The sequence below is a fragment of the Pantoea sp. C1E2 genome (assembly GCF_056491465.1).
Genome location: NZ_JBSZHT010000002.1, coordinates 2,818,329 through 2,845,320 on the forward strand (window position 1 = coordinate 2,818,329; position 26,992 = coordinate 2,845,320).

General features: G+C 51.8%; 34 protein-coding genes. 23 read left to right on the forward strand and 11 right to left on the reverse strand.

Translation table 11 applies throughout. The features are described from left to right. The first annotated feature begins 3 nt into the window (after positions 1–3). The 3 genes from ACXI0A_RS13535 to ACXI0A_RS13545 all read left to right on the forward strand — a co-directional run bounded on the left by ACXI0A_RS13535 (position 4) and on the right by ACXI0A_RS13545 (position 2,435). Positions 4–1,059, forward strand: coding sequence for a fimbrial protein (locus ACXI0A_RS13535; RefSeq protein ID WP_476148341.1), 1,056 nt, complete (start codon positions 4–6; stop codon positions 1,057–1,059). Between the two features lie 526 nt (positions 1,060–1,585). Continuing rightward, positions 1,586–1,915, forward strand: a complete 330-nt coding sequence (locus tag ACXI0A_RS13540; protein ID WP_476148340.1) for a type 1 fimbrial protein — start codon at positions 1,586–1,588, stop codon at positions 1,913–1,915. A 160-nt stretch (positions 1,916–2,075) separates the two neighbouring features. Further along, positions 2,076–2,435, forward strand: coding sequence for a hypothetical protein (locus ACXI0A_RS13545; RefSeq protein ID WP_476148339.1), 360 nt, complete (start codon positions 2,076–2,078; stop codon positions 2,433–2,435). Positions 2,436–2,597: 162 nt separating this feature from the next. Here ACXI0A_RS13545 and ACXI0A_RS13550 read toward each other — a convergent pair. After that, a protein-coding gene (locus ACXI0A_RS13550) for an IS3 family transposase (protein ID WP_476148337.1) occupies positions 2,598–3,718 on the reverse strand; the annotation gives its coding sequence in 2 pieces (ribosomal slippage) (positions 2,598–3,460 and positions 3,460–3,718; 1,122 coding nt in all). A 127-nt stretch (positions 3,719–3,845) separates the two neighbouring features. Then, on the reverse strand, positions 3,846–5,489 hold the full coding sequence (locus ACXI0A_RS13555) for a FliC/FljB family flagellin (protein WP_476148335.1): 1,644 nt from the start codon (positions 5,487–5,489) through the stop codon (positions 3,846–3,848). A 335-nt stretch (positions 5,490–5,824) separates the two neighbouring features. Between ACXI0A_RS13555 and fliD the strand changes: the two genes are divergently transcribed. From fliD to fliT, 3 genes are read left to right on the forward strand one after another with little or no spacing between them, the layout of a single operon-like run. Continuing rightward, the gene (gene fliD / locus ACXI0A_RS13560) at positions 5,825–7,255 is read left to right on the forward strand and encodes a flagellar filament capping protein FliD (RefSeq protein WP_476148333.1); all 1,431 of its coding nucleotides are present in this window, start codon (positions 5,825–5,827) and stop codon (positions 7,253–7,255) included. A gap of 12 nt (positions 7,256–7,267) precedes the next feature. Next, positions 7,268–7,675, forward strand: coding sequence for a flagellar export chaperone FliS (gene fliS / locus ACXI0A_RS13565; protein WP_476148331.1), 408 nt, complete (start codon positions 7,268–7,270; stop codon positions 7,673–7,675). After that, positions 7,675–8,028, forward strand: coding sequence for a flagella biosynthesis regulatory protein FliT (fliT, locus tag ACXI0A_RS13570; protein ID WP_476148329.1), 354 nt, complete (start codon positions 7,675–7,677; stop codon positions 8,026–8,028). The genes fliS and fliT overlap by 1 nt, the downstream gene beginning before the upstream one ends. A gap of 72 nt (positions 8,029–8,100) precedes the next feature. On the opposite strand, the gene yedD is transcribed toward fliT, so the two are convergent. Further along, positions 8,101–8,568, reverse strand: a complete 468-nt coding sequence (gene yedD, locus ACXI0A_RS13575; protein WP_476148327.1) for a lipoprotein YedD — start codon at positions 8,566–8,568, stop codon at positions 8,101–8,103. A gap of 148 nt (positions 8,569–8,716) precedes the next feature. Between yedD and ACXI0A_RS13580 the strand changes: the two genes are divergently transcribed. Further along, on the forward strand, positions 8,717–9,040 hold the full coding sequence (locus ACXI0A_RS13580; RefSeq protein ID WP_224931586.1) for a DUF6388 family protein: 324 nt from the start codon (positions 8,717–8,719) through the stop codon (positions 9,038–9,040). Positions 9,041–9,236: 196 nt separating this feature from the next. On the opposite strand, the gene iraP is transcribed toward ACXI0A_RS13580, so the two are convergent. Further along, complete coding sequence (gene iraP, locus ACXI0A_RS13585; protein ID WP_058959875.1) at positions 9,237–9,530, reverse strand: anti-adapter protein IraP; 294 nt, start codon at positions 9,528–9,530, stop codon at positions 9,237–9,239. Between the two features lie 171 nt (positions 9,531–9,701). On the opposite strand from iraP, the gene ACXI0A_RS13590 reads away from it, so the two are divergent. Further along, positions 9,702–9,941, forward strand: coding sequence for a DinI-like family protein (locus ACXI0A_RS13590; RefSeq protein WP_200569710.1), 240 nt, complete (start codon positions 9,702–9,704; stop codon positions 9,939–9,941). 19 nt (positions 9,942–9,960) lie between these two features. Here the strand turns inward: ACXI0A_RS13590 and ACXI0A_RS13595 are convergent, their stop codons facing one another. The 4 genes from ACXI0A_RS13595 to ACXI0A_RS13610 all read right to left on the reverse strand — a co-directional run bounded on the left by ACXI0A_RS13595 (position 9,961) and on the right by ACXI0A_RS13610 (position 11,724). After that, positions 9,961–10,227 carry a hypothetical protein gene (locus ACXI0A_RS13595; RefSeq protein WP_224931584.1) on the reverse strand — a complete coding sequence of 89 codons (267 nt, stop codon included), beginning with the start codon at positions 10,225–10,227 and terminating at the stop codon, positions 9,961–9,963. 127 nt (positions 10,228–10,354) lie between these two features. Beyond that, positions 10,355–10,942, reverse strand: coding sequence for a hypothetical protein (locus ACXI0A_RS13600; RefSeq protein ID WP_476148323.1), 588 nt, complete (start codon positions 10,940–10,942; stop codon positions 10,355–10,357). Between the two features lie 82 nt (positions 10,943–11,024). Beyond that, positions 11,025–11,354: a hypothetical protein gene (locus ACXI0A_RS13605; protein ID WP_476148321.1), complete on the reverse strand. Its 330-nt coding sequence runs from the start codon at positions 11,352–11,354 to the stop codon at positions 11,025–11,027. Beyond that, positions 11,335–11,724, reverse strand: coding sequence for a hypothetical protein (locus ACXI0A_RS13610; protein WP_224931579.1), 390 nt, complete (start codon positions 11,722–11,724; stop codon positions 11,335–11,337). Before ACXI0A_RS13610 ends, ACXI0A_RS13605 begins: the two co-directional genes overlap by 20 nt. Positions 11,725–11,868: 144 nt before the next feature. On the opposite strand from ACXI0A_RS13610, the gene ACXI0A_RS13615 reads away from it, so the two are divergent. Then, a complete protein-coding gene (locus ACXI0A_RS13615) occupies positions 11,869–12,516 on the forward strand; it encodes a S24 family peptidase (protein ID WP_476148319.1) in 648 nt (215 codons plus the stop codon). Positions 12,517–12,573: 57 nt separating this feature from the next. On the opposite strand, the gene ACXI0A_RS13620 is transcribed toward ACXI0A_RS13615, so the two are convergent. Then, complete coding sequence (locus ACXI0A_RS13620; protein WP_476148317.1) at positions 12,574–12,822, reverse strand: hypothetical protein; 249 nt, start codon at positions 12,820–12,822, stop codon at positions 12,574–12,576. A 245-nt stretch (positions 12,823–13,067) separates the two neighbouring features. Here ACXI0A_RS13620 and ACXI0A_RS13625 point away from each other — a divergent pair, with 245 nt between their 5' ends. Further along, positions 13,068–14,279, forward strand: a complete 1,212-nt coding sequence (locus tag ACXI0A_RS13625; RefSeq protein WP_224931573.1) for a diguanylate phosphodiesterase — start codon at positions 13,068–13,070, stop codon at positions 14,277–14,279. A gap of 461 nt (positions 14,280–14,740) precedes the next feature. On the opposite strand, the gene ACXI0A_RS13630 is transcribed toward ACXI0A_RS13625, so the two are convergent. Next, entirely contained in the window at positions 14,741–15,448 is a 708-nt protein-coding gene (locus ACXI0A_RS13630; RefSeq protein WP_476148315.1) for a YnfC family lipoprotein, read from the reverse strand. Positions 15,449–15,557: 109 nt separating this feature from the next. Continuing rightward, positions 15,558–15,869, reverse strand: a complete 312-nt coding sequence (gene fliE / locus ACXI0A_RS13635) for a flagellar hook-basal body complex protein FliE (RefSeq protein ID WP_224931569.1) — start codon at positions 15,867–15,869, stop codon at positions 15,558–15,560. Between the two features lie 358 nt (positions 15,870–16,227). Between fliE and fliF the strand changes: the two genes are divergently transcribed. From fliF to fliR, 13 genes are all read left to right on the forward strand, one after another. Next, positions 16,228–17,952 carry a flagellar basal-body MS-ring/collar protein FliF gene (gene fliF, locus ACXI0A_RS13640; protein WP_476148313.1) on the forward strand — a complete coding sequence of 575 codons (1,725 nt, stop codon included), beginning with the start codon at positions 16,228–16,230 and terminating at the stop codon, positions 17,950–17,952. Then, a complete protein-coding gene (gene fliG, locus ACXI0A_RS13645) occupies positions 17,949–18,941 on the forward strand; it encodes a flagellar motor switch protein FliG (RefSeq protein ID WP_476148311.1) in 993 nt (330 codons plus the stop codon). The genes fliF and fliG overlap by 4 nt, the downstream gene beginning before the upstream one ends. After that, positions 18,934–19,635, forward strand: coding sequence for a flagellar assembly protein FliH (gene fliH / locus ACXI0A_RS13650; protein WP_476148309.1), 702 nt, complete (start codon positions 18,934–18,936; stop codon positions 19,633–19,635). Before fliG ends, fliH begins: the two co-directional genes overlap by 8 nt. Then, the gene (fliI, locus tag ACXI0A_RS13655) at positions 19,635–20,999 is read left to right on the forward strand and encodes a flagellar protein export ATPase FliI (RefSeq protein WP_224931563.1); all 1,365 of its coding nucleotides are present in this window, start codon (positions 19,635–19,637) and stop codon (positions 20,997–20,999) included. Before fliH ends, fliI begins: the two co-directional genes overlap by 1 nt. Positions 21,000–21,022: 23 nt before the next feature. Then, on the forward strand, positions 21,023–21,466 hold the full coding sequence (fliJ, locus tag ACXI0A_RS13660; RefSeq protein WP_224931561.1) for a flagellar export protein FliJ: 444 nt from the start codon (positions 21,023–21,025) through the stop codon (positions 21,464–21,466). Then, positions 21,463–22,737 (forward strand): flagellar hook-length control protein FliK, encoded by a 1,275-nt coding sequence (locus ACXI0A_RS13665; RefSeq protein ID WP_476148306.1) that lies wholly within the window; start codon positions 21,463–21,465, stop codon positions 22,735–22,737. The genes fliJ and ACXI0A_RS13665 overlap by 4 nt, the downstream gene beginning before the upstream one ends. Before the next feature lie 130 nt (positions 22,738–22,867). Next, on the forward strand, positions 22,868–23,353 hold the full coding sequence (gene fliL, locus ACXI0A_RS13670; protein WP_224931557.1) for a flagellar basal body-associated protein FliL: 486 nt from the start codon (positions 22,868–22,870) through the stop codon (positions 23,351–23,353). A gap of 4 nt (positions 23,354–23,357) precedes the next feature. Next, on the forward strand, positions 23,358–24,365 hold the full coding sequence (gene fliM, locus ACXI0A_RS13675; RefSeq protein WP_200569675.1) for a flagellar motor switch protein FliM: 1,008 nt from the start codon (positions 23,358–23,360) through the stop codon (positions 24,363–24,365). Continuing rightward, positions 24,358–24,765, forward strand: coding sequence for a flagellar motor switch protein FliN (gene fliN, locus ACXI0A_RS13680; protein WP_200569673.1), 408 nt, complete (start codon positions 24,358–24,360; stop codon positions 24,763–24,765). The genes fliM and fliN overlap by 8 nt, the downstream gene beginning before the upstream one ends. Before the next feature lie 2 nt (positions 24,766–24,767). After that, positions 24,768–25,163 carry a flagellar biosynthetic protein FliO gene (gene fliO / locus ACXI0A_RS13685; protein ID WP_476148303.1) on the forward strand — a complete coding sequence of 132 codons (396 nt, stop codon included), beginning with the start codon at positions 24,768–24,770 and terminating at the stop codon, positions 25,161–25,163. Next, on the forward strand, positions 25,163–25,894 hold the full coding sequence (gene fliP / locus ACXI0A_RS13690) for a flagellar type III secretion system pore protein FliP (protein ID WP_224932022.1): 732 nt from the start codon (positions 25,163–25,165) through the stop codon (positions 25,892–25,894). Before fliO ends, fliP begins: the two co-directional genes overlap by 1 nt. A gap of 40 nt (positions 25,895–25,934) precedes the next feature. Next, the gene (fliQ, locus tag ACXI0A_RS13695; protein WP_100700840.1) at positions 25,935–26,204 is read left to right on the forward strand and encodes a flagellar biosynthesis protein FliQ; all 270 of its coding nucleotides are present in this window, start codon (positions 25,935–25,937) and stop codon (positions 26,202–26,204) included. Further along, positions 26,204–26,992 carry a flagellar biosynthetic protein FliR gene (gene fliR, locus ACXI0A_RS13700; RefSeq protein ID WP_224931553.1) on the forward strand — a complete coding sequence of 263 codons (789 nt, stop codon included), beginning with the start codon at positions 26,204–26,206 and terminating at the stop codon, positions 26,990–26,992. Before fliQ ends, fliR begins: the two co-directional genes overlap by 1 nt.

Below are 26,992 nucleotides of genomic sequence, written 5' to 3' on the forward strand. Positions count from 1 at the left end.
TCGATGCGTTTTCTACATTTTCGCGGCGTGATGCGCGCCTGTTTAATGCTGCTGGCGTTGAGTGCAGCACTGTTTTCTCAGAGCAGTTTTGCACTTTCCTGCAAAGAAGCGGCATCGGGGAATATCCGTCAGGTCATCTCCATCGCCGATCCGATTCAGGTTTCCACCGCCACACTAAAAGCCGGCACCATTTTGTGGCGTTCACAAAACTACACCTCGACCTTCCGCTGCGAAGACACTAACGGCTATCCCAATGGTGAAGATGCTTACCTTTACTGGGATCCGCTGAGCCAAATGCAGTCTATTCACCCTTCGATTGAAGTGGGTGTAACTTATAACAGTGTTGATATCAAACCGGTTACAGCTTCGCGTACCGATGTCGGCCAGGGTACGGTATGTCGCAGAGTTTCCAGCTGGGGGGGAAGTTATTGCCAGTCTCCGGCGCGAGCGCAAACAGTGACGGTAAACTACTCCATCTATATAAAGGCCACCGGAAGCGCGCCACCGTCCAGTGGCAAGATTTCCAACACGGGCCAATATGCGATCTTCCAGGTGGATGGCGTATTAGGACTCAACAGCACACCTGACAGCAACTTCCGCGCCTTTATTACCGGACTGGGTAATATCCGTTTTATCTCCTGTTCACCGCAGGTCAATATCTCCTCTAACAACGGTTCGACGGTGAATTTCGGCAGCCTGCCGTCACGCAACGCCAGCGCGGGCGTGATTGAAAAACGCGTGCCTTTCGCGGTGGTCGCCAACCTGACCAATGCAGGGCAAGATTGTCAGGGACAGACGTTCGTTGCCAGTTTTAGCACCACTTACCCGACCAGCGGTACGGATATCATCATGCCGAGCACTGACAGCGGCTTCGGTATTTCAGTCTCCACAGCAGATAATCAGGACAGTTTCATCCCGATGAACACCAGTGTGGCATTGGGTTATGCCAATGGTCAGGTGGTGCAAAATAACTTTATTGCCACGCTGCGCTGGCTTAACAGCAACCCAAAGATTGGTGATTTCTCCGCGTCAGCGAATGTGGATGTGACCTTTAAGTAGACTTTATCGAACGGAGTTTGATCTCAAAGCCGGTGCCATTGTGCATCGGCTTTTTGCGTTCTACCGTTCATAAAATTTCACGGCAGGTTTTATTTAACGCATCAAATCTCAAAGTACATGAATTAACCCCCCTGCAAAAACTCACCCTATCCTCTGTAAGATCGTCATTTATGGCGACCAAAACACCAACTTGGCTCAATATGCTTACGCCGTATTCTTTTGCTCATATTTCAACCACCCCTCACTTCAGTATTTTTGCAGCATTCCTTGCTACTGCACCCACTTAACAAACGTTAAAAATCCTGCAGCCAAAAAAATTTGCGATAAGGCAGCCAACTATCTCTTCATTGTTTATGCGAATTAATTATCGATAATTGATCGGAAAAAACATCGGTTACTTAAGTCAAAGTATGCTGTGCAGATCAATCGCTTAGGCTATGCTCCTCATTAATGACGCTGCTTTGGATGAATCCTAATCCGGACTGCACATCTTGATACGGCAACATAGAGCATAAGGAAGCGAACAATGATGAAAAATATCGGTACTCTCAGCAAGGTTGCGGTATTTACTTTATTGATGGGTGCAGCGAGCACCGCTTCTGCCAGCGAGCAGTTTGGTGTGGTGGGGAAAGGTCGCGTGCACTTCAGCGGTGAGATCTATCAACCTGCCTGCCGTATCAATGTGAATCATGCCGCGATCACCAGCCGTTGTTTCGAACAAGGCGAATATCATCAACAGTCGCTGTCCACTTCCGATGTGCAGACTATCGCCTTCAACAACCGCCGTTCTGAAGCACAACTGGATTGGCTGAGTGATGCGAAACGTGAAGGGATTTTAACGGTTAACTATCGTTAAGCTCCTGCTGAATTTATGAAGGCCGCGATTCACTATCGCGGCTTTTTTATTTGTAAAGCGCCAGTTCGCGCTTGATTAAGCATGAACTATAGGCAGAACCCATTAACGGGCTAATTGCATTGATTATGATTTCCGGTGTCACTAATAAGGAAATCAAACGATGCACAGCAAATTTGGCAGTCGACTATTCTCACTGCTGGTTTTAGGATTAGGTGCCGCTGGCTTTTACGCTTATGCGAAGAAAACCGACTTTCAGCAGGATCAGCTTGCCTGCCTCAATATTGATCATCAGCGTGTGCAGAATCAGGTTGAAGATGATCTGCTGAACCATGCTAATCCGGCGTTTTTTGGCACGTTTCAGGTGCAGATTGGCTCGCTGTATATTCACCCGACGACGCTGAATGCAACTAGCACCCATATTGTGGTGCCGTTTTCGCTGGAAAATAATGGCAAGACGACGGAGTTCGAGGCGAAGGTGCGGTGTTCTGATTTGCGGGATATTGGCTATAGCCGGATTTAACCTTAATAAATCTTTCACCTTATTTGTAACGGCGCGATTTATCGCGCTCTTTCGTTATTTCGTCCTCAACCACATCCCACGAATGCGTAATACATTACCCCTTAACCATTCGTGCTGTTTACTAAATGACCGTTGACCTGCCCCCAGTATTAGATACAACCTTCAGTTAGTAATGTCGGTTGGTTTTTCTTCATGTTTCCCGTTTCGCCAGCATGCTGCAAATTCAAACGGCGTCTGGTAATTCAGCGATGAATGAGGTCTGGACTCGTTATAGTCCTGCCGCCAGTCATTAATGATTTTCCGGGCATGAAGAATATCGCTGAACCAGTGCTCATTCAGGCATTCATCCCGAAATCGTCCGTTAAAACTCTCAATAAATCCGTTCTGTGTTGGCTTACCCGGCTGGATAAGTCGCAGTTCTACACCATGCTCAAAAGCCCACTGATCGAGCGCTCGGCAGGTAAATTCAGGGCCCTGATCGGTTCTTATCGTTGCCGGATAGCCACGAAACAGCGCGATGCTGTCCAAAATACGCGCGACCTGAGCGCCTGAAATACCGAAAGCAGCGGTGATCGTCAGACACTCCTTCGTGAAATCATCCACGCAGGTCAGGCACTTAATCCGTCGGCCGCTGGCAAGTGCATCCATGACAAAATCCATCGACCATGTCAGGTTCGGCACATCCGGGCGGAGAAGCGGAAGCCGCTCAGTCGCCAGACCCTTGCGGCGTCGCCTGCGTTTTACACCCAGACCGTTAAGGTGATAGATGCGGTAAACCCGCTTGTGGTTGACGTGAAGGCCCTCCCGACGCAATAACTGCCAGATGCGCCGGTAACCAAATCGGCGACGTTCAAGTGCCAGCTCTGTGATACGCAGAGATAGCTGCGCGTCAGCATCCGGACGCTGAGCCGAATAACGGCAGGTTGAAAGGGACAGACCCGCCAGCCTGCATGCACGGCGTTGCGACAGACCCGTTGTCTCACACATGACTTCCACGGCTTCCCGCTTCTGGTCTGTCGTCAGAACTTTCGGCCCAGAGCCACCTGAAGCGCCTCCTTATCCAGCATGGCTTCAGCGAGCAGCTTCTTGAGACGGGCGTTCTCCTCTTCAAGTGACTTGAGCCGCTTCACTTCAGGAACCTCCATGCCGCCAAACTTCTTGCGCCAGGTGTAGAAGGTAGCGTCTGAAATAGCATGCTTGCGGCAGAGTTCCCGGGCTGAAACCCCGGCTTCGGCCTCGCGGAGAATACTGATGATCTGTTCGTCGGAAAATCGCTTCTTCATGGGGATGTCCTCATGTGACTTATGAAGACATTACTAACATCGCGGTGTATTAATCAACGGGGAGCAGGTCACCGTCATAAAAAAACCTCGCCGAAGCGAGGTTTGATAAGCTAGAAGCTTAGAGCGATTAGCCCTGCAGCAGAGACAGAATCTGCTGTGGCACCTGGTTGGCTTTTGCCAACACTGAGTTACCCGCCTGCTGGATGATCTGAGCTTTAGACATGTTTGAAACTTCAGTAGCATAGTCAGCATCCTGAATACGAGACTGTGCTTCAGACAGGTTAGTAGTGGTGTTATTCAAGTTAGTTACTGCTGAATCCAGACGGTTTTGAATCGCACCTAAGCTTGAACGGAATTTATCAATGCTGCTGATGGCTGAGTCCAAGGCTGCCAATGGATCCGCAGTGCTTTCAGAAGCAGTCGTTGTATCAGTAGTCAGTTTTCCGTCAGCAGTTTTGTATACAACTTTACCAAGTGAAGCGTCTTCGGTTGTAGTTACTGAACCATCAGCTTGAGCAAAGTATGTTGGTGCGGTAGTACTCAATTTACCATCATTCATGAACGCACCGGCAGCTGTTCCGTTGGTAACGGTATACGGGTTACCTGAAACGGTAGCAGTGTAAGTACCATTTTTTACTGAATTTGCTAATGTATCACCATCAACTTTTACGTTGGTTGCAGCGAAAGCAGTGTCACCGGCAGTACCAGTGCTAGTGAATGTACCTTTGTCTGTTGTGATTTTAGTTGCAACACTATTACCAGCTAAACCAGTCATTGTTGCAGCATCATCGCCTGCAGCATTGTTTTTGGTCAAGTTACCAGTAGCATCTAAGTATAAAGTCGCGCCGTCATCAGCAGCAGTAATGTTGCCTGATTTATCAATTACAACATCTTGATTTTTTCCGCCGATACTAACAGTTGCTTTAGTTGTATCGCCAGCTTGTGGATTAAGGAATGCAGTAACGTCATCATTTTCTACATTACCAGCTGTTGCTGCTTTATAGGTGTTACTGTCTTTATCAAAGGTGTAAGTAACAGCTGCTGTAGGTGCACCAAATCCAACGTCAGCTTGTGTTGAAATTGTACTACCTGAAGTTGCCGCCGCGGCCGCAAGAATCTGTGCACTTGATGCAGTAGCTGAGTTATCAGTATATTGAGTTACGCCTACAGTGCTAGTTGAAGCGGCAGTGAAACCAGAAAGATCTTTCAAAGTCGCAGCAGTGTTGGCAGTTTCGCCCTTACCGTTTACGTTGAAGCTAGTCAAATTCAGTGTGGTTGTGTCGATTTTCTTCAAATCGATAGTAATGGTTTCACCATCATTTGCACCGACCTGAATTTTCATGCTGCCATCTTTTGCCAAGACGTTCACGCCGTTGAACTGGGTTTGGCCTGATACGCGGTCAATTTCATCAAGACGTGATTTGATTTCATCCTGAATTGAGTCTAGGTCTGAATCTGAGTTAGTTCCGTTTTGAGACTGTACAGTCAGTTCACGAATACGCTGTAAGTTGTTGTTGATTTCAGACAGCGCGCCCTCAGTAGTCTGCGCAGCAGAGATACCGTCGTTGGCGTTACGAGCAGCCTGCGTCAGGCCATTAATGTTAGAGGTGAAGCGGTTGGCAATTGCCTGACCTGCTGCATCGTCTTTTGCGCTGTTGATACGCAGACCAGATGACAGGCGCTCAATAGCGGTAGACATTGCAGACTGGTTTTTGTTGATGTTGTTCTGTGTGATCAGCGAGAGGCTGTTGGTGTTAATTACTTGAGCCATGGTTAAGTTCCTATTAATCAAGTCTTTGGTTTAGGTGTGGGCTTCAACCCGCCGGCTTCAGCGCCGTCAAAGTTGTTATCGTCTGCCTTCAAACAACCTTTAGATTTTTTTTAGTACCAGGCAAAATTTTTTCACTTAAGCCTGTCACGCTTATCTTTATCGCCCTATTCCCGACCTTCTTTAGTGCCGCTTGATCATTTTTCTAGCGCCAGAAATACCCTTCTCTATATGCCTTATTCGGTTTATCACTCGCAGATAAATAATTTTAAACTTTGCTCATTCAACGCCGATAACCCGGGTATTCACTCTCCGTGTCGACATGATAAGGAAAAAACATGGCTAGTATCTCTACCCTCGGTGTCGGTTCAGGCCTCGACTTAAGCAGTATCCTGGATAGTTTGACGACTGCTGAAAAAGCGTCGTTAACGCCTATTTCCACTCAACAAACTGCTTATACTGCTAAGTTAAGCGCTTATGGCACCTTATCCAGCGCATTGACCACGTTTCAAACTGCGAACACAGCATTAAACAGTGCTGACCTATTCTCAGCTACTACTGCCACCAGTAGCAGCAGTGCGTTCAGTGCCACAACATCTGGGTCCGTTGTCGCAGGGAAATACAGCATTAGTGTCACCCAACTTGCTCAGGCTCAGACACTCACTTCTGCAGTGCAAACCAGTAACACTGATGCACTCGGTGACAGCACTGCTGCTACCCGTACGATGACCATCAAACTGGCAGATGGAACCAGTAAAGATATCTCGTTAACTGCGGACCAGACGTCATTAACAGGTATGCGTGATGCCATCAACAGTGCTGATGCGGGAGTCAGTGCCAGTATTATTAAAGTGGCGGATGGCCAATACCGTTTATCTCTAACAGCATCAAAAACCGGTGAAGCAAATGCTGTGTCCTCAATTAGTGTCATTGGAGACGATACGCTTAACGCTATTGTAGGTTTTGATAAAGATAAGTCTGACACCGACAACCCGATGGACCTGAGTGTTAAAGCCCAGGATGCTGAATTGACGGTTAATAATGTCGCAATAACCAGTAGCACCAATACCATTAGCGATGCTCTTGAAGGTATTACGCTCAATCTTAATGACACCACCAGTGGTAATCAGACGTTAACTGTTGCGCAGGATGCCTCTAAAGCCACCACTGCAATTTCTAATTTCGTTGATGCTTATAATACGCTGCTTGGTCAATTCAACACTCTTACTAAGTACACATCTGTAGATGTAGGTTCGGATACACAGGACTCTAGCAATGGTGCCTTAGTCGGTGACAGCACGCTGCGCAGCATTCAGACCCAAATTAAAAGCATGCTGACCAACTCAGCTAGCTCATCAAATTACAAGACGTTGTCTCAAATTGGGATTTCCTCTGACCCAACTACGGGTGAACTCACACTGGATTCTGACAAGCTCGCAACTGAATTGAAAAAAGATCCAGACGGCATCAAAGAGATGTTTGTCGGTGATGGTAAGACTACCGGCATCACCACCACCTTAGCGACAAACCTTACCAGTTGGCTCTCTTCCACCGGCAGTATTCAAACGGCTAAAGATGGTGTTAGCAAGACGCTAAATAATCTGACCGAGCAGTACAATGACATGAATACGCGTATCAACAATTTAATCGCGCGTTACAAAGCACAATTTACACAGCTTGATGTCACCATGAACTCGTTGAACAGCACCAGTACCTATTTAACTCAGCAGTTCGACAGCATGACGTCGAGCTCCAGCAGCTCTTCTTAACAAGGAGTGACCATGTACAGCGCAAATGGCACCCAGGCCTATGCAAAAATTGGTGTGGAAAGCTCAGTAATGAGCGCCAACCAAGAGCAATTAATCTCTATGCTGTTTGACGGCGCTATCAGCGCATTAATCCGTGCTCGCCTGTTTATGCAGGATGGCAATATTCAGGGAAAAGGAAATTCGATTTCCAAAGCCATCAACATCATTGAAAGCGGACTAAAGCAGGGCCTGGATGGGCAGTCAGGCGATGAACTTACTGACAATTTGCTAGGTCTTTACGCCTATATGGTCCGCCGTTTAATACAGGCCAATCTGCGTAACGACGTAGAAGCCCTTGAAGAAGTCGAAGGTCTTCTGCGCAACATCGCGGATGCCTGGAAAGAAGTCGCTCAACCTCAACACCTTCAGGACGCCGTTTAATGAAAAACGCACCGCATCTGATTACCGTTTACCAACAGTTACTCGATCTCAGCCATGGAATGCTGCGCCTGGCCGCAGACGGCGAATGGGATGACCTGATTACAAAGGAAGTGGATTACGTCAGTGCGGTGCAAACTTTGGCCCGCTCGACCGAAGCGGCGCCGCCCTCCAGCCAGTTGCAGGACCAGCTGCGTCCGGTACTGCGCCATATCCTCGACAATGAGAGTGAAGTCAAACGTCTGTTGAAATTGCGTATGGACGAGCTGACGCAACTGGTGGGCCAGTCATCGAAACAGAAATCGGTGATGAGCGCGTACGGCAAGCAAGGCAATGTCTATCTGCCACAGAATTAATTCACGGCGGGCTGAATGAGAAACGGGTGAGCAAATGCTCGCCCGTTTTTGTTGTGTTCTGTGCTTAGAAAATCACTTCTGCGCAGGCACCGAAACCGGCTGCATGATCTCCGGCGTAATATCCTGAATCACCGCGTCCTTAGGACGCTTTGCCACCTCTTCCAGCGCTTGCTGGCACTCAACGGTTGGACGCTCGACCTTGCGCATGCGCAAGCCGTCATAGCGCAGTTCACCGTTCTCCAGCGTAATCGGCATCACGCGTACCTGACGCGTCACGTTGACCCAATCGTCTCCCAAACGAGTTAACTTGCCCGGCTTGGCAATCACGCGCTGCCACTGACGGCAATCCAGCGTGTCGCCTTCTGCGCCAATGATCAGGCTGCCCATCGCCTGGCCACTGATCAACTTGCTCTGCGGTCCGACGGTTTGCCAATTACCTTGCAGTTCCACTGGTGCCGGCGTTTTTACCGCTTCATCATAATTGCTGATTTGCGCACATCCGCTTAAGCTCAGCGCGGCCAGTATCATCCACTTTTTCATTCTTGGTCCCTACACTCGCATCAATGGCGGCTACGTTATAATTTTTCGCGTAAGTTACGCAAGGAATCTCGGTGAAAACCCAGCTGAGCCTGACAAGACAGTTCGCGCACGTTACACTAGCGCGCAAGTCGATAAGCAGGAAATTCGCATGAAAACCCCAGAAGAGTATTACGCCCAGGCGCGCACGATGTTTTTTACTGCGCACGCCGATTTTCAAGCCGCGCTGGATGAACTAACCGAGAGCGATGCGCGCGCGGCTAACCTTTCACTGCGTCAGCTGCGCGAATGGCATGCTGAACGCATTTATGCGGCGTTCATTCGTCAGAAGAAGCTGGATGGCATGCTGTTTTCCATTCAACTGGCAGAGCCCGACAAAGCGGTTGCCGCTGAAGCTATTGAAACTTACCTGAAATCTCATGCGGAAGCGCTGGGAATGACGTGGGAAGAGTTCTGCATCAAAAACGAGCTTTAAGCGAAGCGGCCCTAAAAATACATCTCAAACACACCTCCAACCACACAAATCGGCAAGGAAAAAGTTGTACAACTTCGAAAAAGTTGTATAACTTATATCTGACGGCTTCGGTCGTAGATTGTCCTTGAACGAAGGTGCTATTGCGCCGCCTCTGGAGGTGTTGCTGGATTTCCCCTCCAGAGGTTGTATTTTTTTCTTATCCCTCGCGCTCAATCCCTTTCACTTCCACATAACTTGCCACCGCCAACAGACGATTAATGTGCGTCAGCAGCAGATCCACATCTGACTGTAAAAATTGTTGCCCGGCACGCGATGCAGTCAAAATGGCATCCTGCACGGTGTCGCTGATCGTTAAGTTGTTATCCTGCTTCGCCTGAATCAATAAGGCCGCAATCAGTAATGACTGAGCCTCAACCTGCGCCACCAACTCTTTTGCTTCCGTATCCATTTTTGCCATTTTCAACAAAATATCGATCACCAGTTGACGCATGTTTACCCCCTAAATAAGCCAATTCCCTGTTTAACGCTGTCGATTATCACCGCAAATCACGCTAGCCGCATCTCAGAAAGAAAAATATTCTTCCCTACAGGGCTTCGAGTCTTGCCACTGTTTTTATTTACAGTAATATGACGCACCCTCTTTAAAGAATGGACTGTCCTGATGTTTGTGGAGCTGATTTACGATAAGCGCAACGTCGCCGGTTTACCGGGCGCACGTGAGATGATATTGCAGGAATTGGAGAAGCGCGTGCAACGCGTATTTCCCGAGATCGAGGTACGCGTCAAGCCAATGGAGCGAAACGCCATTGATACCGATCTGAGTAAGAATGATAAAGCGACGGTGGCACGTATTGTCGAAGAGATGTTCGATGAAGCTGAGATGTGGCTGGTGGCCGAGTAAGCCACCAGCGCGGGGGAACTTAGCTTTCTTGCTCGCTGTGATTGATGGCGATCTCCAGATCCTGAATCGCCTGTTCAATATCATCTAACAGCTGTCCCTGCTTGTTGAGCAGCGTGTCAAAACGTCCTGCGTACTCTTTGTCTTTGTACTCGCCTGCATCAAATGCCAACCAGTGGCTGGATAGCGTCTCAGTATTGGTCTGCGCATAGTGACGCATCTCTTTTAACTGGGAGGTGACATCACGCAGGTAGTCAGTTTTGGTTTTGATTGCCTCTGTATCACTCATGCTATCTTCCTTTTCGCTAATTAAACCCGTTTAAATAACGTCTGAATGATTAAAGTTAGTAGAAAATAGCGAGACCGCATTAAGAATAATCGGAAGATGAAAAGGCGACCCGAAGGCCGCCTGAGCATTACATATACTTCCGTGCAAGTGCGATCAGCTCATCCTTTGCCGCTATACCTAATTTCTCAACGCCACTTTCGACAAAGTTAAACGCCTGAGCAAAGTCCTTCACGCTGGCACTAATATCCTGACTGACAGCATCCGTACTGGCTCCCGTTGCTGGCGGTTCAGCGCGAATCCCGGCCCCTGAAGCCGAGGAAGGCCCGGCGCTGGCAGAACCGTTTGCGAGTGTGTCCGGCGTGGCCAACTGCTGGGTGAGATCCGGCGCAGTTGCAGCAACTGACGCAGGTTGTGCCTCGCTGACAGTACTTACCGCTGGCGTTGAGGTATCCAGGACGGGCGCACTACTTACGGCGGGCGTTGCGGCATCCAGAACTGGCGCACTCGCCGCTGATGTTGCGGCATCCGTTGCTGGCACACTACTCACCGCAGGCGTTGCGGCATCCGGTGCTGCCACACTACTCACCGCAGGCGTTGTGGCATCCTGCCCCGTCGGCACCGCCACCTCATTAGCAAAACTCTCTAACGGTGATAGCGTGCTGGCATCCGGTGTTGCTGTTGCTGCACTATTTTCGATTACAGTTTGGTCGCTCATAATTTTCTCCTTCTTGCTTAATAAAGACCACAGTCGGCCGAAGCTGGCTGCAATCCGCTCGGTAATACTCATCATGGCCTCCTTAATGCGTCGATTCGGGTGGCGCGTCTTCCCCCACAACCTGCTTCACTTTGTCCGCCGTTTTGTTGGCGGTGCGATCCGGCAAGCCGTCGAGCTTTTTCTGCAGCGTGACTAACTGGCTGGTCAGTTCGGCCACCCGCGCTTCCCGTCGATCGGAAATCGTGCGGTACTGCTGGCGAATATCTTCCACCCGGCGGTTTGCGCTGTTATTGACGAAAACAAACATGATGGTCATCGCCACACACAGCAGCGACAGCATCAATAGCAGACCGCCTAGCAGTAACTGCCGCCGATGCCCTCTCACTGAAAACTCACTGTTTATCTGCACCATCGCGACTCTCCTCCAGGGTGGTGATCAGTTGATTGATCTGAATACGGAATTTTTCGCTGTGATCAGATTCCGTGGTGGCTAACAGAATGCCCAATGCGTTCTTAATCAGCCGTAAATCGGTTTCCAGCGAAGAGATGCGCCGCAGGTTTCTATCGTGCCGCACTCGCAGGTCATCGTTTTCCTGACGCATCAACGTGTGGCTTTCTTTGAGAAGCATCACCTGCTCTTTATAACTGGTGATGATCTCGCCGCCAGCGCGATTGCTGGTCACAATGGCCGCGATGCCGGCCATTAAGGGTTTCCAGAACACAGCTGCCGCACCGCCACCGAGAAGCAGCGCACCGACGCTGGTCACCAAACTACTTTCCATGCTGCACCTCTCTTCACTGGCAAGGGACCCGCCCAAGAAACATGTTGTCCGCCCTTGCCAGTTGCGCGGCCAACATCAGAATTTAAGTTTACTTTAATTAATGAATTTAAGTATACTTAAGTAAAACACAGCGGAGTTGTCAAGATGATGAAAAAAGAATCTGCGGGTGGACGCATCCGCAACCGTCGGAAAGCGCTGAAGCTCACGCAGCAAGCGGTAGCGAGTGGCATTGGCGTGTCACATGTTGCTGTTTCGCAATGGGAAAAGGATGAGACCGTCCCACGTGGAGAGAACCTGTTACGGTTGGCAGAATGGCTGCAATGCACAGCCGCCTGGATTATTGATGGTGAGGGTGAGGTGTTTACCGCCCCGCTTAATGTCAGTGACGTCAGCGCCTTGCCCTTGATCAGTTTGACGCAAGCGGTTGCCTGGATGCAGGAGGAACGCTTATTGATTCAGCAGCAGGCGACCCGCTTTCTGTATAGCGATAGCAAACTGAGTGAATCAGCGTTGGCGATCACCCTCGAGGATACCGCGATGCAACCTGACTACCGGCCTGGCGATACGCTGATATTTGATCCTGCCGTTGAACCGCAACCGGGTGATGTGGTGCTGGCGCAAATTAATGGTATGGCGCAGGTGCGTATTTACCGCCTGACGGCTGAACAGCACGACGAACAAATTTTCTCGTTACGCCCGTTAAATGATGATTTTCCCGTGCAGACATCATCGGAGAAAAAGATTGAATTGATTGGAACTATGATGGAAATGCGCCGCTATCGTGCAAGATAGTTAAACGCAAAAAACCCGCCTATGAGCGGGTCAAAACAAGCAAAACTACGGCAATTATTACAATACGTCGGTCAACTGATCGACGACAACCCTCCCGTGCACATCCTTCTGCGTAATACGATAGTTAACGTTATAAGAGCGGCGGTTGCAGAGCTTATTGAACAGCGTCACGCTGCCTTTTTGCCTGCCGTCTACGCTCACAATATGCCATTCAGTGACATCTTCCTGACCGCGGTTGTTGAGTCTTAACACGCTCTGTTCAATTAAACGGTCGCTATCATCAATCTTTAAATAGTCGCGTAACATTATGCTCACCTCTGGTTAACGAGGGCCAAGATACGCTTTTTATTAATCCATTCAATCGAAAATATTTATCGTAAATACTACCCTGCTGCGATTAATTAACAATCCGATTTGACGCTGGCCGCTAGCCGTTTCGGTTAACAGTTTATTTGGAAAATAGTTTACGGATACCCGCGTTTTTTTGAATAGATCGTGGCTGAAGCCTGCTAATGTAGGCACCACAATAAATAGATGTTCGGACAGTCGTTATGCTCACCACCATCCTCTATCGCAGCCATCTTCACGACCACGTGCCGGTCAGGACTCTTGAAGATATGGTTGCTAAAGCCAATAAGAAAAATAAATTGTCGGATGTAACGGGCATATTGTTGTTTGACGGCCTGCACTTCTTTCAATTGCTGGAAGGTCCTCGCGACACCGTCCAGGGTATTTACCAGCGTATTTGTGCCGACGCGCGCCACCATAATTTAGTGGAACTGATGCATGACTTTGCACCCGCGCGTCGCTTTGGCAATCTGGGGATGGAATTGTTCGATCTGCGGGAACATGATAAAGACACGGTACTGCAAGCGATACTGGATAAAGGCACTTCCCGTTACCAGTTGACCTACGCCGATCGCGCATTACAGTTCTTGCGTACCTTTGTGATTGCGCGCGACAAAGAAAATTATTTTGAAATTCCGGCGGCGAATACCTGGGAATTTATTGCGGAGGAACCCGCACGCACAGTGCCCGACGAATGGGTGGCTCCATTGCAAGACTGTCGGTTCGCCTTCCAACCGATTATCGATCCCTTTGCCTGTCGCGTAGTGTCGTACGAAGCACTGATCCGCACGGCCAAAGGCGGTTCTCCCGAGGAGTATTTCTCCTCCTTCGAGGGTGATGCCATCTATCACGCCGATATCCAATCGAAAACGCTGGCGTTCAAACTCGCTAGCCTCTTAAACATCGGCGATCACAGCCTGTCTATTAATCTGCTGCCCATGTCGCTGGTCACGGTGCCGAATGCCGTGGAGATCTTGCTGGCAGAGATTGAAGCCAACGGCTTAATACCGGAGCAGGTGATTGTAGAGGTCACTGAGAATGAAATTATTTCTCGCGCTGACGAATTTGCCATTGAAGTCAGAAAACTTAAGGCTGCGGGAATCAGTCTGGCCTTTGATGATTTTGGCGCGGGTTTTGCCGGTCTGTCACTGCTGTCGCAATTTCAGCCAGATAAAATCAAAATTGACCGCCAGATTATTTGCGATGTGCACAAGAGTGGACCAAAACAAGCGATCCTACTTGCCATCATCAAATGCTGTTCGTTGCTGGAAATTGAGATCATTGCTGAGGGTGTTGAGAAAGCTGAAGAGTGGATGTGGCTGGAAGCGGCGGGGATTAGCCAGTTCCAGGGATATCTGTTCGCACGTCCGCAGTTAAATGGTTTCCCGGCTATCGCATGGCCGGAAATCAAATAGCGAGCTGCGAGAAAGAATAAAAAACCGCCATAACCTGGCGGTTTTTAAATTTAAAGCGGGAAGTAACCCGGTGGTAATAATCGATCGCTGATGACCTGGTAGTTCATCAACTTAAAAGAACTTAACGTGATGGGCACGGCAACGCAGGGTCGGTACCAGCCAAACTGCCTTATATATCGCCATACTTCTGGCGGATTATCTTTATCGCGAACCCAGTAATAACCTTCTTTCATTCTTACACGCTTCTTGTTGCTGCAACCATTACTCAACATTCCTCAACGCGTTGCGTGATGCGCATGTTGCACACCGAGTTCCCTGCTCTGATGAATGCTTACCTAACGGGCACACTTTATAATACCGAAGTGCATTTGATCAGTAAGTGGTTGTTTTATTTAGCGCTTCGCTTATCGACTCACGATTTTCTGGCATAAAAAAAGCCGCATCAGCGGCTTTTTCAGACATCAATAATAAGCGACTTCAATGGTGCCATACTGCTTATCCGTGACTTGCCCTTCGGCATCGGTGGTCAGGGTATCGCAACGGTAAGGGACATCCTTCTTATACTGGCATTGTGTGGTGATCGTTTTACTCTGGCCGTTTCTTTGCACCGTCGTTACCACGTCGGATATTTTCTTCGCGCCCGCATCATGTTTGGCACTGGCACGCGACACTTCCTCATCGCCCTTCTTAATACTCAGCAGCGTCATATCGCCAGCGTTATTGTAAGTCAGATGGAATTTAACATCGGAGGCGGGAGATGAGATTTGATCGACCCATCCCTGATCGTTATAGCCAATATCCACCGTCATGGTCGGCGTGACTTTCTTTATTAGTGCGCACTGCTTATTCAGAGTGACGACCACATCCTGACCGTTTTCGCTGCCAGTAAGTTGATCACCTTCACGCGTCACTTCGGTGATCTCCCCGGCTTTGTCGATGGATTTCACATGGGAAATACAGCCTTGCGCATCGAAGGCAATATCGACATCGAAGATTGGCGTGCCGTCGGCGCTAAACAGACGTTGATGGGTGCTTTTGACTTTGCCCGGAATGGCTTCGAACTGATAGAGGTAGGCGTAATTTTTCATCTGCGGCGCAAAGTCCGCACTTTTATTATCACAGCCGGATAGCATTATCATTGCCATCGTCAGCAGCAGGGTGTGCTTCACGTGAGAATCCTCTTCCCGAAATACGCTGTGTGTCAGGCCAGCATCATGCCGCTGTTACTGAAAAAGATAAATGCTTTCCCGCCTGACACCGCAACAATCTGTGCTGCCACTACACCTGCATATTCATGATGTCTGTATAAGCCGACACCAGTTTGTTACGCACCTGAATGCCCATTTGCATGGAAATTGAGGATTTCTGCAGATCGACCATCACATCATTCAACTGGATGCCCGGTTTGCCCATTTCAAAATCCTGCGCCTGGGTGCGCGCCGTGGTCTGCGTTTCACTGATCTTATCCAGTGCTGCTTTCATGGTGGCGCCAAAATCCACCTGACTGGTTGACTCTGCCTGCTTGCCGCTGGCCTGCAGTGACGTTAACTGCAGCTGCTGCAACACACCATCAATTGCCTGAATCGACATTGCCTGTACCTCATGGAAGAAGGGTTTAAATTTTCACGCTGCAAAAGTTAACACACTGTCAATAGGACAAAGGCGCTAAATAAACGTAAAAACCCCGGCTTATCCAGCCATCGAAGTGACCCAATTCATCAATAATGCCAGCCATAAGATTGGAAATTAATTTTCATTTGTTCCTCAAAACAGTTCGCATTGCTGCAAGGCGGCAAGTTCGCGAATCCCCAGGAGCTTACTCAGGTAAGTGACTGGGGTGAACGAACGCAGCCAACGCAGCAGCAATGCGAAATGTGAAGAGGAAAGTCAGGGAGTCTGTTTTGTCACCACAACTTACCCGGTCAATTATGTCAGGCAGGAATCGGTCATGAATGCGAGTGCAGCCGCCACACAAGATACCGCAAAGAAAGGTTTCAACGACCTTCTGGCCCGCCTGCGCGCCAATCCGCGAATTCCACTCATTGTTGCTGCCGCTGCCGCTATTGCAGTGGTTTTTGCGTTGGTGCTGTGGGCCAAAGCGCCGGACTATCGCGTCCTTTATAACAACCTCTCTGATGAGGATGGCGGCGCGATTGTCACTCAGCTGACGCAAATGAACATTCCTTACCAGTTCGCCGAGAACGGCGGTGCCTTAATGGTGCCTGCCGATAAGGTACACGAGCTGCGTCTGCGCCTGGCGCAACAGGGGCTGCCGAAAGGTGGCTCTGTTGGCTTTGAGCTGATGGATAAAGAGAAGTTCGGCATCAGCCAGTTCAGTGAGCAGATCAACTATCAGCGCGCGCTGGAAGGCGAACTGGCCCGCACCATTGAAACCCTGGGTCCGGTTAAGAGCGCGCGCGTGCATCTGGCGATGCCGAAACCGACGCTGTTCGTGCGTGAGCAAAAGGCCCCTTCTGCCTCTGTAACGCTGAACCTGCAACCGGGCCGCGCGTTAGATGAAGGCCAGATTCAGGCGATTCAGCACATGGTCTCAAGCAGCGTCGCCGGTCTTCCGCCGGGCAACGTGACCGTGGTAGACCAGGCAGGACGTCTGCTGACCCGTTCTGACAGCGAAGGCCGTGACCTGAATGATGCGCAGCTGAAGTACGCGTCTGAAGTGGAAGCGCGTTACCAGCAACGTATCGAAGCCATCCTGAATCCGATTGTTGGCCAGGGCAATGTGCATGCGCAGGTGACGGCGCAGATCAACTTTGACCGTAGCGAACAAACTGACGAGAAGTATCAGCCGAACGCCGATCCGAACAACACCGCGATCCGTTCACGCCAGACCAATACCAACCAGCAGAACGGCAGCCCATATCCAGGCGGCGTGCCGGGTGCGCTGTCGAATCAACCTGCTCCAGCGAATACCGCGCCGGTTAACAATCCGCAGCAGCAAAACAACGCCAACGGTCAGAATGCCAATGGCCAGAACAACGCGGCGAACAACAACGGCACGACGACCAGCACACAACAAAGCAGCGGCCCGAGCAGCTCAAGCCGTAATGACACTGTGAACTACGAGCTGGACCGCACCATTCGCCACACCAAGGTGAACGTGGGTGATGTGCAGCGTCTGTCGGTAGCTGTCGTAGTGAACTATCGTGATGACGGCAAAGGCAAAGCAGTTGCACTGAACGATCAGCAGATCAAACAGATTGAAGACCTCACTCGTGAAGCGATGGGCTACTCGCAGAACCGTGGCGACAGCGTCAACGTGGTGAACTCGCAGTTCAACATCACCGAGCCGACTGGCGGTGACCTGCCGTTCTGGCAGTCGCAAGCCTTCTTCGACATGTTGATGAGCGGCGGTCGCTGGCTGCTGGTAGCGCTGGTTGCCTTCATCCTGTATCGCAAACTGGTTCGTCCACAGCTGATGCGTAAGAAAGAGCAGGAGAAAGCCGCTCTGGAAGCTGCGGCAGCACGTGCCGAAGCCATGGAATCTGAAGAAGCCTTCAGCGTGCAGCTCAGTAAGGATGAGCTGGATCAAGAGCGTAAATCGAATAACCGCATGAGCGCCGAGGTGATGAGCCAGCGCATCCGCGATATGTCAGAAAACGATCCGCGCGTCGTGGCGCTGGTTATCCGTGAATGGATGGGTGAAGAACTATGAGTCTGACCGGAACAGAAAAAAGCGCCATCCTGATGATGACCATTGGCGAAGAACGTGCGGCGGAGGTGTTCAAACACCTCAACCAACGTGAAGTTCAGCACCTGAGTGCGGCCATGGCCAACATGAAGCAGGTGTCGCACAAACAGTTGACGGAAGTATTGCGTCAGTTTGAGACCGATGCAGAGCAGTTCGCAGCACTCAGCCTCAACTCCAATGAGTACCTGCGTTCAGTGCTGATTAAAGCACTGGGCGAGGAGCGCGCCTCTAGCCTGCTGGAAGATATTCTCGAGAAGAACGAGACCACCAGCGGCATGGAAACGCTCAACTTTATGGAGCCACAAGCGGCCGCCGACCTTATCCGCGACGAACATCCGCAGATTATCGCCACCATTTTGGTTCACCTCAAACGCGGCCAGGCCGCGGATATCCTGGCGCTGTTCGACGAACGTCTGCGCCACGATGTGATGCTGCGTATCGCCACCTTCGGTGGTGTTCAGCCAGCGGCGCTGGCAGAACTGACCGAAGTGCTCAACGGCCTGCTGGATGGCACCAACCTCAAGCGCGCGAAGATGGGCGGCGTGAGAACCGCAGCCGAAATCATCAACCTGATGAAAACGCAGCAGGAAGAAGCCGTTATCGAAGCAGTTCGCGACTTCGATGGCGAGCTGGCACAGAAGATCATCGACGAGATGTTCCTGTTCGAAAACCTGGTGGAAGTGGACGATCGCAGCATCCAGCGCCTGCTGCAGGAAGTGGAGTCCGAGCAGTTGCTGGTTGCACTGAAAGGTGCCGAACAGCCGCTGCGCGAGAAGTTCCTCAAGAACATGTCGGCACGTGCGGCCGATATCCTGCGCGACGATCTGGCCAACCGCGGTCCGGTACGTATGTCCTCCGTGGAAAACGAACAGAAAGCGATTCTGCTGGTGGTCCGTCGCCTGGCAGAATCCGGCGAAATGGTAATTGGTGGTGGCGAGGAAACCTATGTCTGATGCCTTTTCCGCCCGTGCGTGGCAGCGCTGGCAGCCTGATGATTTAGGCAGTGTATTCAAAGTGGCTGAAGAACCGCAGCAGGAAGAGCCGGCCGCGGATGTCGAAATGAGCGCTGAAGAAGAGCAACAGCAGATGCTGGAGCGTATGCAGCAGCAGATGCGTAAAGATGCGCAGACGCAAGGCTACAGCGAAGGCTATCAAAAGGGCTTTGCCGAATCTCAGCAGAATGGCTATGACGCCGGATTTCAGCAGGGGCTGGCCGATGCCCAGCAGCAGCAGGCTCCGCTACAGGCGCGTATGCAGCAGTTGGTGACCGAGTTCCATCACACGCTGGAAGCACTGGATAGCGTCATCGCCTCTCGTCTGATGCAGCTGGCATTGGAAGCGGCGCGCACGGTAATTGGCCAGGCTACGCAAGTGGACGGCACCGCCCTGCTGCGTCAGATTCAGCAGCTGATTCAGCAGGAACCGATGTTCAGCGGCAAACCGCAACTGCGCGTGCACCCTGATGATTTACAGCGTATTGAACAGACACTGGGTCCGACGCTGGATCTGCACGGCTGGAAACTGCTCGCCGATAACTCTCTGCATCCGGGCGGTTGTAAGCTCAGCGCCGAAGATGGTGATCTTGACGCCAGCGTGGCAACCCGCTGGCAGGAACTGTGCCGTCTGGCCGCGCCGGGGACACTGTAATGACCTCGTCACGTCTTTCACGCTGGCTTGGCGCACTCGATGCCTTCGAAAATCGTATTTCGCAGGTACAGACCGTGCGCCGCTACGGTCGCCTGACCCGCGCCACCGGTTTAGTGCTGGAAGCGACCGGGCTACAACTGCCGCTCGGTGCCACTTGCATCATCGAACGTCACGATGGCAACAACATCACTGAAGTGGAAAGTGAAGTGGTGGGCTTCAACGGTCAGAAACTGCTGATGATGCCGCTGGAAGAAGTGGATGGCATCTTGCCTGGCGCACGCGTGTATGCGCGCGTCAATGGCGATAGCGCCCACAGCGGTAAACAGTTACTGCTGGGCCCGGAATTGCTGGGCCGTGTGCTGGATGGCGCGGGCAAACCCCTTGATGGCCTGCCCGCACCCGACACTGGCTATCGTGCGCCATTGATCACCGCGCCTTTTAACCCGCTGCAACGTACACCGATTGAAGACGTATTAGACACCGGCGTGCGTGCGATCAACGCCCTGCTCACCGTCGGGCGTGGTCAGCGTATGGGCCTGTTTGCTGGTTCCGGTGTTGGTAAGTCAGTGCTGCTTGGCATGATGGCGCGTTACACCAAGGCCGATGTGATTGTGGTCGGCTTGATTGGTGAACGTGGCCGTGAAGTCAAAGAATTTATTGAGAACATCCTCGGCGCAGAAGGTCGTGCGCGCTCGGTGGTGATCGCCGCACCGGCGGACGTTTCGCCGCTGCTGCGTATGCAGGGTGCCGCTTATGCCACGCGCATCGCGGAAGATTTTCGCGATCGTGGTCAGCACGTGCTGCTGATCATGGACTCCCTCACCCGCTACGCGATGGCACAACGTGAAATCGCCCTCGCCATCGGTGAACCGCCGGCCACCAAAGGTTATCCACCGTCGGTGTTTGCCAAACTGCCAGCGCTGGTAGAACGCGCCGGTAACGGTACCCACGGCGGCGGTTCGATTACTGCTTTCTATACCGTCCTCACCGAAGGCGATGACCAGCAAGACCCGATTGCCGACTCGGCGCGCGCCATTCTTGATGGCCACATCGTGCTGTCGCGTCGTCTGGCTGAAGCCGGTCACTATCCGGCAATAGATATAGAAGCGTCCATCAGCCGTGCGATGACCTCGCTGATTGATGACACCCACTACGCGCGCGTGCGCCAGTTCAAACAGTTGCTCTCGAGTTTCCAGCGCAACCGCGATCTGGTCAGCGTCGGCGCGTATGCCGCCGGAAGCGATCCGATGCTGGATAAAGCCATCAAGCTTTACCCAGAAATGGAAGCCTTCCTGCAACAGGGGATTTTCGAACGCAGCGACTACGACGACGCCAGCCTGCATTTGCAGGCGATGTTCGGCTAGCGCGAGCTAAAGCGAGGTAAGCCATGAAAACTGCCAATGCTATCGACAAGCTACGTGACATGGCGGAGCAGGATCTGGAACAGGCCGTGATTCATTTAGGCGATATGCGCCGTGGCGTGAAGCAGGCAGATGAACAACTCTCCATGCTGCTCGATTATCAGGATGAGTATCGCAACAAGCTCAACACCGATATGTCAGGCGGCATTTCCAGCCTGCGCTGGACCAATTACCACCAATTTATTCAGACGCTGGAAAAAGCCATTGAACAGCATCGGCAGCAGCTTAATCAGTGGAATCAGCGCCTGGATCAGGCGTTGAGCAACTGGCAAGAGAAGCATAAACGCCTGAATGCCTATCAGACGCTGATCACCCGCGCTGAAGAGAACGCATTACGACAAGAAAACCGTCTCGACCAGAAACGGATGGATGAATTTGCCCAACGGGCCGCAATGAGGAGAGGCGAATGATTACGCTGCCAAATTTGGTTACGCAAACCTCTAAAGTTAGCGATGCAGGCAGTGCTGTAGCATCGGACAATTTACTGGGTACAGATGCGCTGCCACAGGGTTTTATCACTGAACTGGGTAACCGCTTACTGACGCTGGCTCAGCAACAAGGTGTTAACACGCAATCGACTGATCTGTCAGCAGAAGTCGATGGAAAAGACGTCACAAAAGCGTCATTAAGCGCGTTATTGCAGGCACTGGACAAACCAGAGGCGTTAAACGCACTTTTACAACCGGAAAACACTAAAGCCACGCTGAAATCAGCCGATGATAAAGACAAGACTGAGGCAAGTTCGTTAAGTGCCAGCGACTTACAGAATGTTCAGGCGCTGTTCGCCATGTTACCGGTTGCAGTAGAAGCGCGTAACAGCCAGAGCGCCAGCACCGATAAGACATCAGCTGAAGCAGGCGCTACGCTCAACGGAGCATTGTTAAGCCGAACGCTGCAGAGCGCAGTGAAAGATGAGCAAGAGGCGCAGACAGACAGTACGTCTCACAAAAAATCCAGCGATGTGCTGAGCGGCGTCAGTCGCGATGCCAGCACCACGCAAACCAGTAGCAGTGCCGTTGCCGCCAGCAACACGGCCATTACCACGGCCAGCAATAGCGCACTGTCACTGGATGAAAGCTTTAAGCAGGTGCTGAGCACGCTCAGCAAACCGGAAGAACGTCGTGATAGCCAAAACGACACGGTAACGGCATTAACCAGCGCCCCGGTCAGCAGCAGTAGCACACTGACCAACAGTACGGCGACGGCCAGCACTACCCCGTCGACGCCGATGCTGAATGCCCAACTCGGCAGCAATGAGTGGCAGCAGGCGTTAAGCCAGCAAATCGTGATGTTCAGTCGCAACGGACAACAAAATGCCGAATTGCGCTTACATCCCGAAGATTTGGGTGCAATCCAGATCAACCTGACCCTCGACAAGGATCAGGCGCAGTTAAGTATGGTTTCCAGCCACAGCCAAGTGAGGGCCGCGCTGGAAGCGGCTCTCCCTCAGCTGCGTACAGCGCTGGCGGAGAGCGGTATAAACCTGGGACAGAGTAATGTCAGCAGCGACGCCTTCGCACAAAGCCAGAATTATCAGGGCCAGCAGGAAGGACGTCGTGATGGCCAGCACGGCAGCTTTACCCTCTCCCAGGACAGTGAAAACGAGATAACGCCTATTGCCGTCCCGGCAGCCCTACAGGCGCGCGTGACAGGTAACGGCGCTGTCGATATCTTTGCCTGACAGCGGCTAAACGCTGAAGGTAAGCGTAAAACCCGCGTCTTTTCTTCCCATTGTTTGACTTAAGACGCGGGATAATCTGTCCAGGCGAGCCGAGAGGCTTGCCCATAATTCACAGGAAGTAACTGCAAACATGTCTGATAACGCGAAAGCTAAAGGCCGCAAACGTTCACTACTAATACCGGTGTTACTGATTGTAACTCTGGCCGCTTGCAGCGTGGCAGGCTATGCAGTCTGGCGAATGATGAATAAACACGAGGGTGACAAACCGGAAGCGGCGAAAGTTGAGCCACCGGCCGCCCCCGTATTTTTTGCAATGGATACGTTTACGGTTAACCTGGTCAATCCTGACAACGATCCCGATCGTGTGCTGTACGTCGGCTTTACGCTGCGTCTGCCGGATGAGGATACCCGACGTCGGTTGAACGATTACCTGCCTGAAGTGCGCAGCCGTTTGCTGTTGTTGCTTTCGCGTCAAAATGCCGCGCAGCTTGCAACCGAACAAGGCAAACAGGCCCTGGTTGAGCAGATCAAACAGGCGCTGGCACCTCCACTGGTAAAAGCTCAACCCCCGCAGGTGGTCAGTGACGTGCTGTTTACCGCCTTCATTTTGAGGTGATTTAATGGGCGATAGCATTCTCTCCCAGGCTGAGATTGACGCGCTGCTTAATGGCGACAGTGACAGTGCGGAAGTAGAGAACAGTTCCAAAGGGACCGATGGCGATATCCGTCCTTATGATCCTAATACCCAGCGTCGCGTGGTGCGCGAGCGTCTGCAGGCGCTGGAGATCATTAACGAGCGTTTTGCCCGTCATTTTCGTATGGCGCTGTTTAACCTGCTGCGCCGTAGCCCGGATATCAGTGTCGGTGCGATCAAGATTCAGCCTTACCACGAGTTCGCACGCAACCTGCCGGTGCCAACCAACCTGAACCTGATCCACCTGAAACCGCTGCGCGGTACTGCGCTGGTGGTGTTTTCACCGAGTCTGGTGTTTATCGCCGTAGATAACCTGTTTGGTGGTGATGGCCGTTTCCCGACGAAAGTGGAAGGCCGTGAATTTACCCATACCGAGCAACGTGTCATCCGCCGCATGCTGAAGCTGGCGCTGGATGGTTACAGCGATGCCTGGAAAGCCATTTATCCGCTGGATGTTGAGTACGTCCGTTCGGAAATGCAGGTGAAATTCACCAACATCACCACCTCACCGAACGATATCGTGGTCAATACCCCGTTCCAGGTGGAGATTGGCAACCTGGTCGGTGAATTTAATATCTGTATTCCGTTTTCAATGATTGAGCCGCTGCGCGAGCTGCTGGTCAATCCACCACTGGAAAACTCCCGTCAGGAAGATACGCACTGGCGCGATAATCTGGTGAAACAGGTGCAGCACTCGGAGCTGGAGCTGATTGCCCACTTCGCAGAAACATCGATGCGCCTGTCACGTATTTTGCAACTGAAACCTGGTGACGTCCTGCCCATTGAGAAGCCGGACCGCATCATTGCTCACGTCGATGGCGTACCGGTACTGACCAGCCAATATGGCACCATAAATGGCCAGTACGCGCTGCGTGTTGAACACCTGATTAACCCGATTTTGAATTCGCTGAACGAGGAACAGCCCGATGAGTGACAGCAAAAAACCGTCCGATGATATTTCTGCGGACGACCTGTGGGCTGAGGCAATGAACGAGCAGACAACCACCAGCACGCCTGATCCAACAGAGAACGTTTTCAAATCGTTTGAAAGCAACGGTGCCAGTGGCTCGCTGCAGGACATCGATCTGATTATGGATATCCCGGTCAAACTGACCGTGGAACTGGGTCGCACCAAGATGACCATCAAAGAGCTGCTGCGCCTGACGCAGGGTTCTGTGGTGGCGCTGGATGGCCTGGCCGGTGAACCACTGGATATTCTGATCAACGGATACCTGATTGCTCAGGGCGAAGTCGTGGTCGTGAACGACAAATATGGCGTGCGCATCACCGACATTATTACGCCATCTGAACGTATGCGTCGTCTGAGCCGTTAAGCATGTTAAAGAACGCGCAAATCGGCCAGCCGGTGCATAGCCAGCCGGTGGTCTCTACCGGTTCGGTGATTGGACAAGTCAGCAGCGTGCTGGCAGTGATTGTTCTGCTGATTCTGGCCTGTGGCTGGCTGGCAAAACGCTTCGGCTTTGCCCCGAAGACCGTCAACACCCAGGCGCTGAAGATTAGCGCCAGCGTGCAGGTGGGACGCCAGGAACGTGTGGTGATTGTTGATACCGCCGATGCGCGTTTAGTACTGGGCGTCACTGCCCAGCAAATTACCCATCTGCATTCACTGCCACCGGTGCCACCTGAAGAGTTGGTGAACAAAGCCGTGGCGCCGCAGGATTTTCGTCAGCTGTTTCAGAATCTGGTTAAACGTCCCGGAAAACCCCAATGATGCGTCGATTGCTTCCCCTTTTGCCGCTGCTGTTGCTGGCACCGGTTGCCCATGCGCAATTGCCAGGTCTGGTCAGCCAGCCGCTGGCGAATGGCGGCCAGAGTTGGTCGTTGCCGGTGCAGACGTTGGTGTTCATCACCTCACTGACCTTCCTTCCAGCCATTTTGCTAATGATGACCAGCTTCACCCGCATCATCATTGTTTTCGGCTTGCTGCGTAATGCTTTGGGTACGCCCTCGGCGCCACCGAACCAGGTGCTGTTGGGGCTGGCGCTGTTTTTAACCTTCTTTATTATGGCGCCGACCTTCGACAAAATTTACAGCGATGCCTATTTGCCGTTCAGCCAGGACAAAATCAGCATGGACGTGGCGATAGATAAAGGCGCCCAGCCGCTGCGCGAATTTATGCTGCGCCAGACGCGTGAAGCAGACTTAGCGTTGTTTGCTCGTCTTGCCAATACCGCGCCGATTGAAGGCCCGGAAGCGGTGCCGATGCGTATTTTGCTGCCGGCTTACGTTACCAGCGAACTGAAAACTGCCTTCCAGATTGGCTTCACCGTGTTCATTCCGTTCCTGATCATCGACCTGGTGGTTGCCAGCGTGTTGATGGCATTGGGGATGATGATGGTGCCGCCAGCGACCATTTCCCTGCCGTTCAAACTGATGTTGTTTGTGTTGGTGGATGGCTGGCAGCTGCTGGTAGGTTCACTGGCGCAGAGTTTCTACTCCTGAGTGGCTTCCGCCCTCGCCCTTTTTCTTACAGGAGCGCAGCATGACACCCGAATCGGTCATGGTCATCGGCCAGGAAGCGATGCGAATTGCCCTGATGCTCGCCGCCCCGCTGTTGCTGGCGGCGCTGGTCAGCGGTTTGATCATTAGTCTGTTACAGGCGGCAACGCAGGTAAACGAACAGACGCTCTCCTTTATTCCTAAGATTCTTGCCGTTGCCGCCACCGCGGTGATTGCCGGTCCATGGATGCTGAATCTGGTGCTGGATTACATGCGTAATCTGTTTACCAACCTGCCTTATATCATCGGCTGATGATTAATCTCGATAGCAGCCAGCTGGTCCATTGGGTCGCACAATTTTTCTGGCCGATGGTACGTTTGCTGGCACTGTTTGCCAGCGCGCCGGTGCTGAGTGAGAAATCCATTCCCAAACGCGTGAAAGTGGGCCTGGCGGTGTTGACGACCTGGATTGTCATTCCCGTGCTGCCCCCGGTAGAAGTCACGTTATTTACCCCAGCGGGTTTCTGGATCCTGTTACAGCAATTACTGATTGGTGTCGGGATCGGCCTGACCATGCAGCTGGCGTTTGCCGCTGTGCGCATGGCCGGTGAAGTGGTGGGTTTACAGATGGGCTTATCTTTTGCCACCTTCTTTGATCCTGGTAGCCGCCTCAACATGCCGGTGCTGGCCCGTTTTCTCGATATGCTGGCGATGCTGCTGTTTCTCACCTTCAACGGACACCTGTGGCTGATTTCGCTGCTGGTGGACAGTTTTCATACCCTGCCGATTAGCGATCAACCACTCAACGCCAATGCTTTTATGGCGCTGGTGAAGTCCGCCGGTTTAATTTTCCTTAATGGCATGATGTTAGCGCTGCCCTTAATTGTTTTATTGCTCACGCTAAACATGGCACTAGGTTTGTTAAACCGTGTTTCACCACAACTGTCGGTTTTCGCGATTGGCTTTCCGATTACCTTAACGGTGGGGATCCTCAGCCTGGGTATGATGATGCCGCTGCTCGCCCCCTTCTGTGAACATCTCTTCGGCGAAGTCTTTGATTTACTCGCGCAGTTTGTGTCAGAACTCTCCCGCGCACGCTGA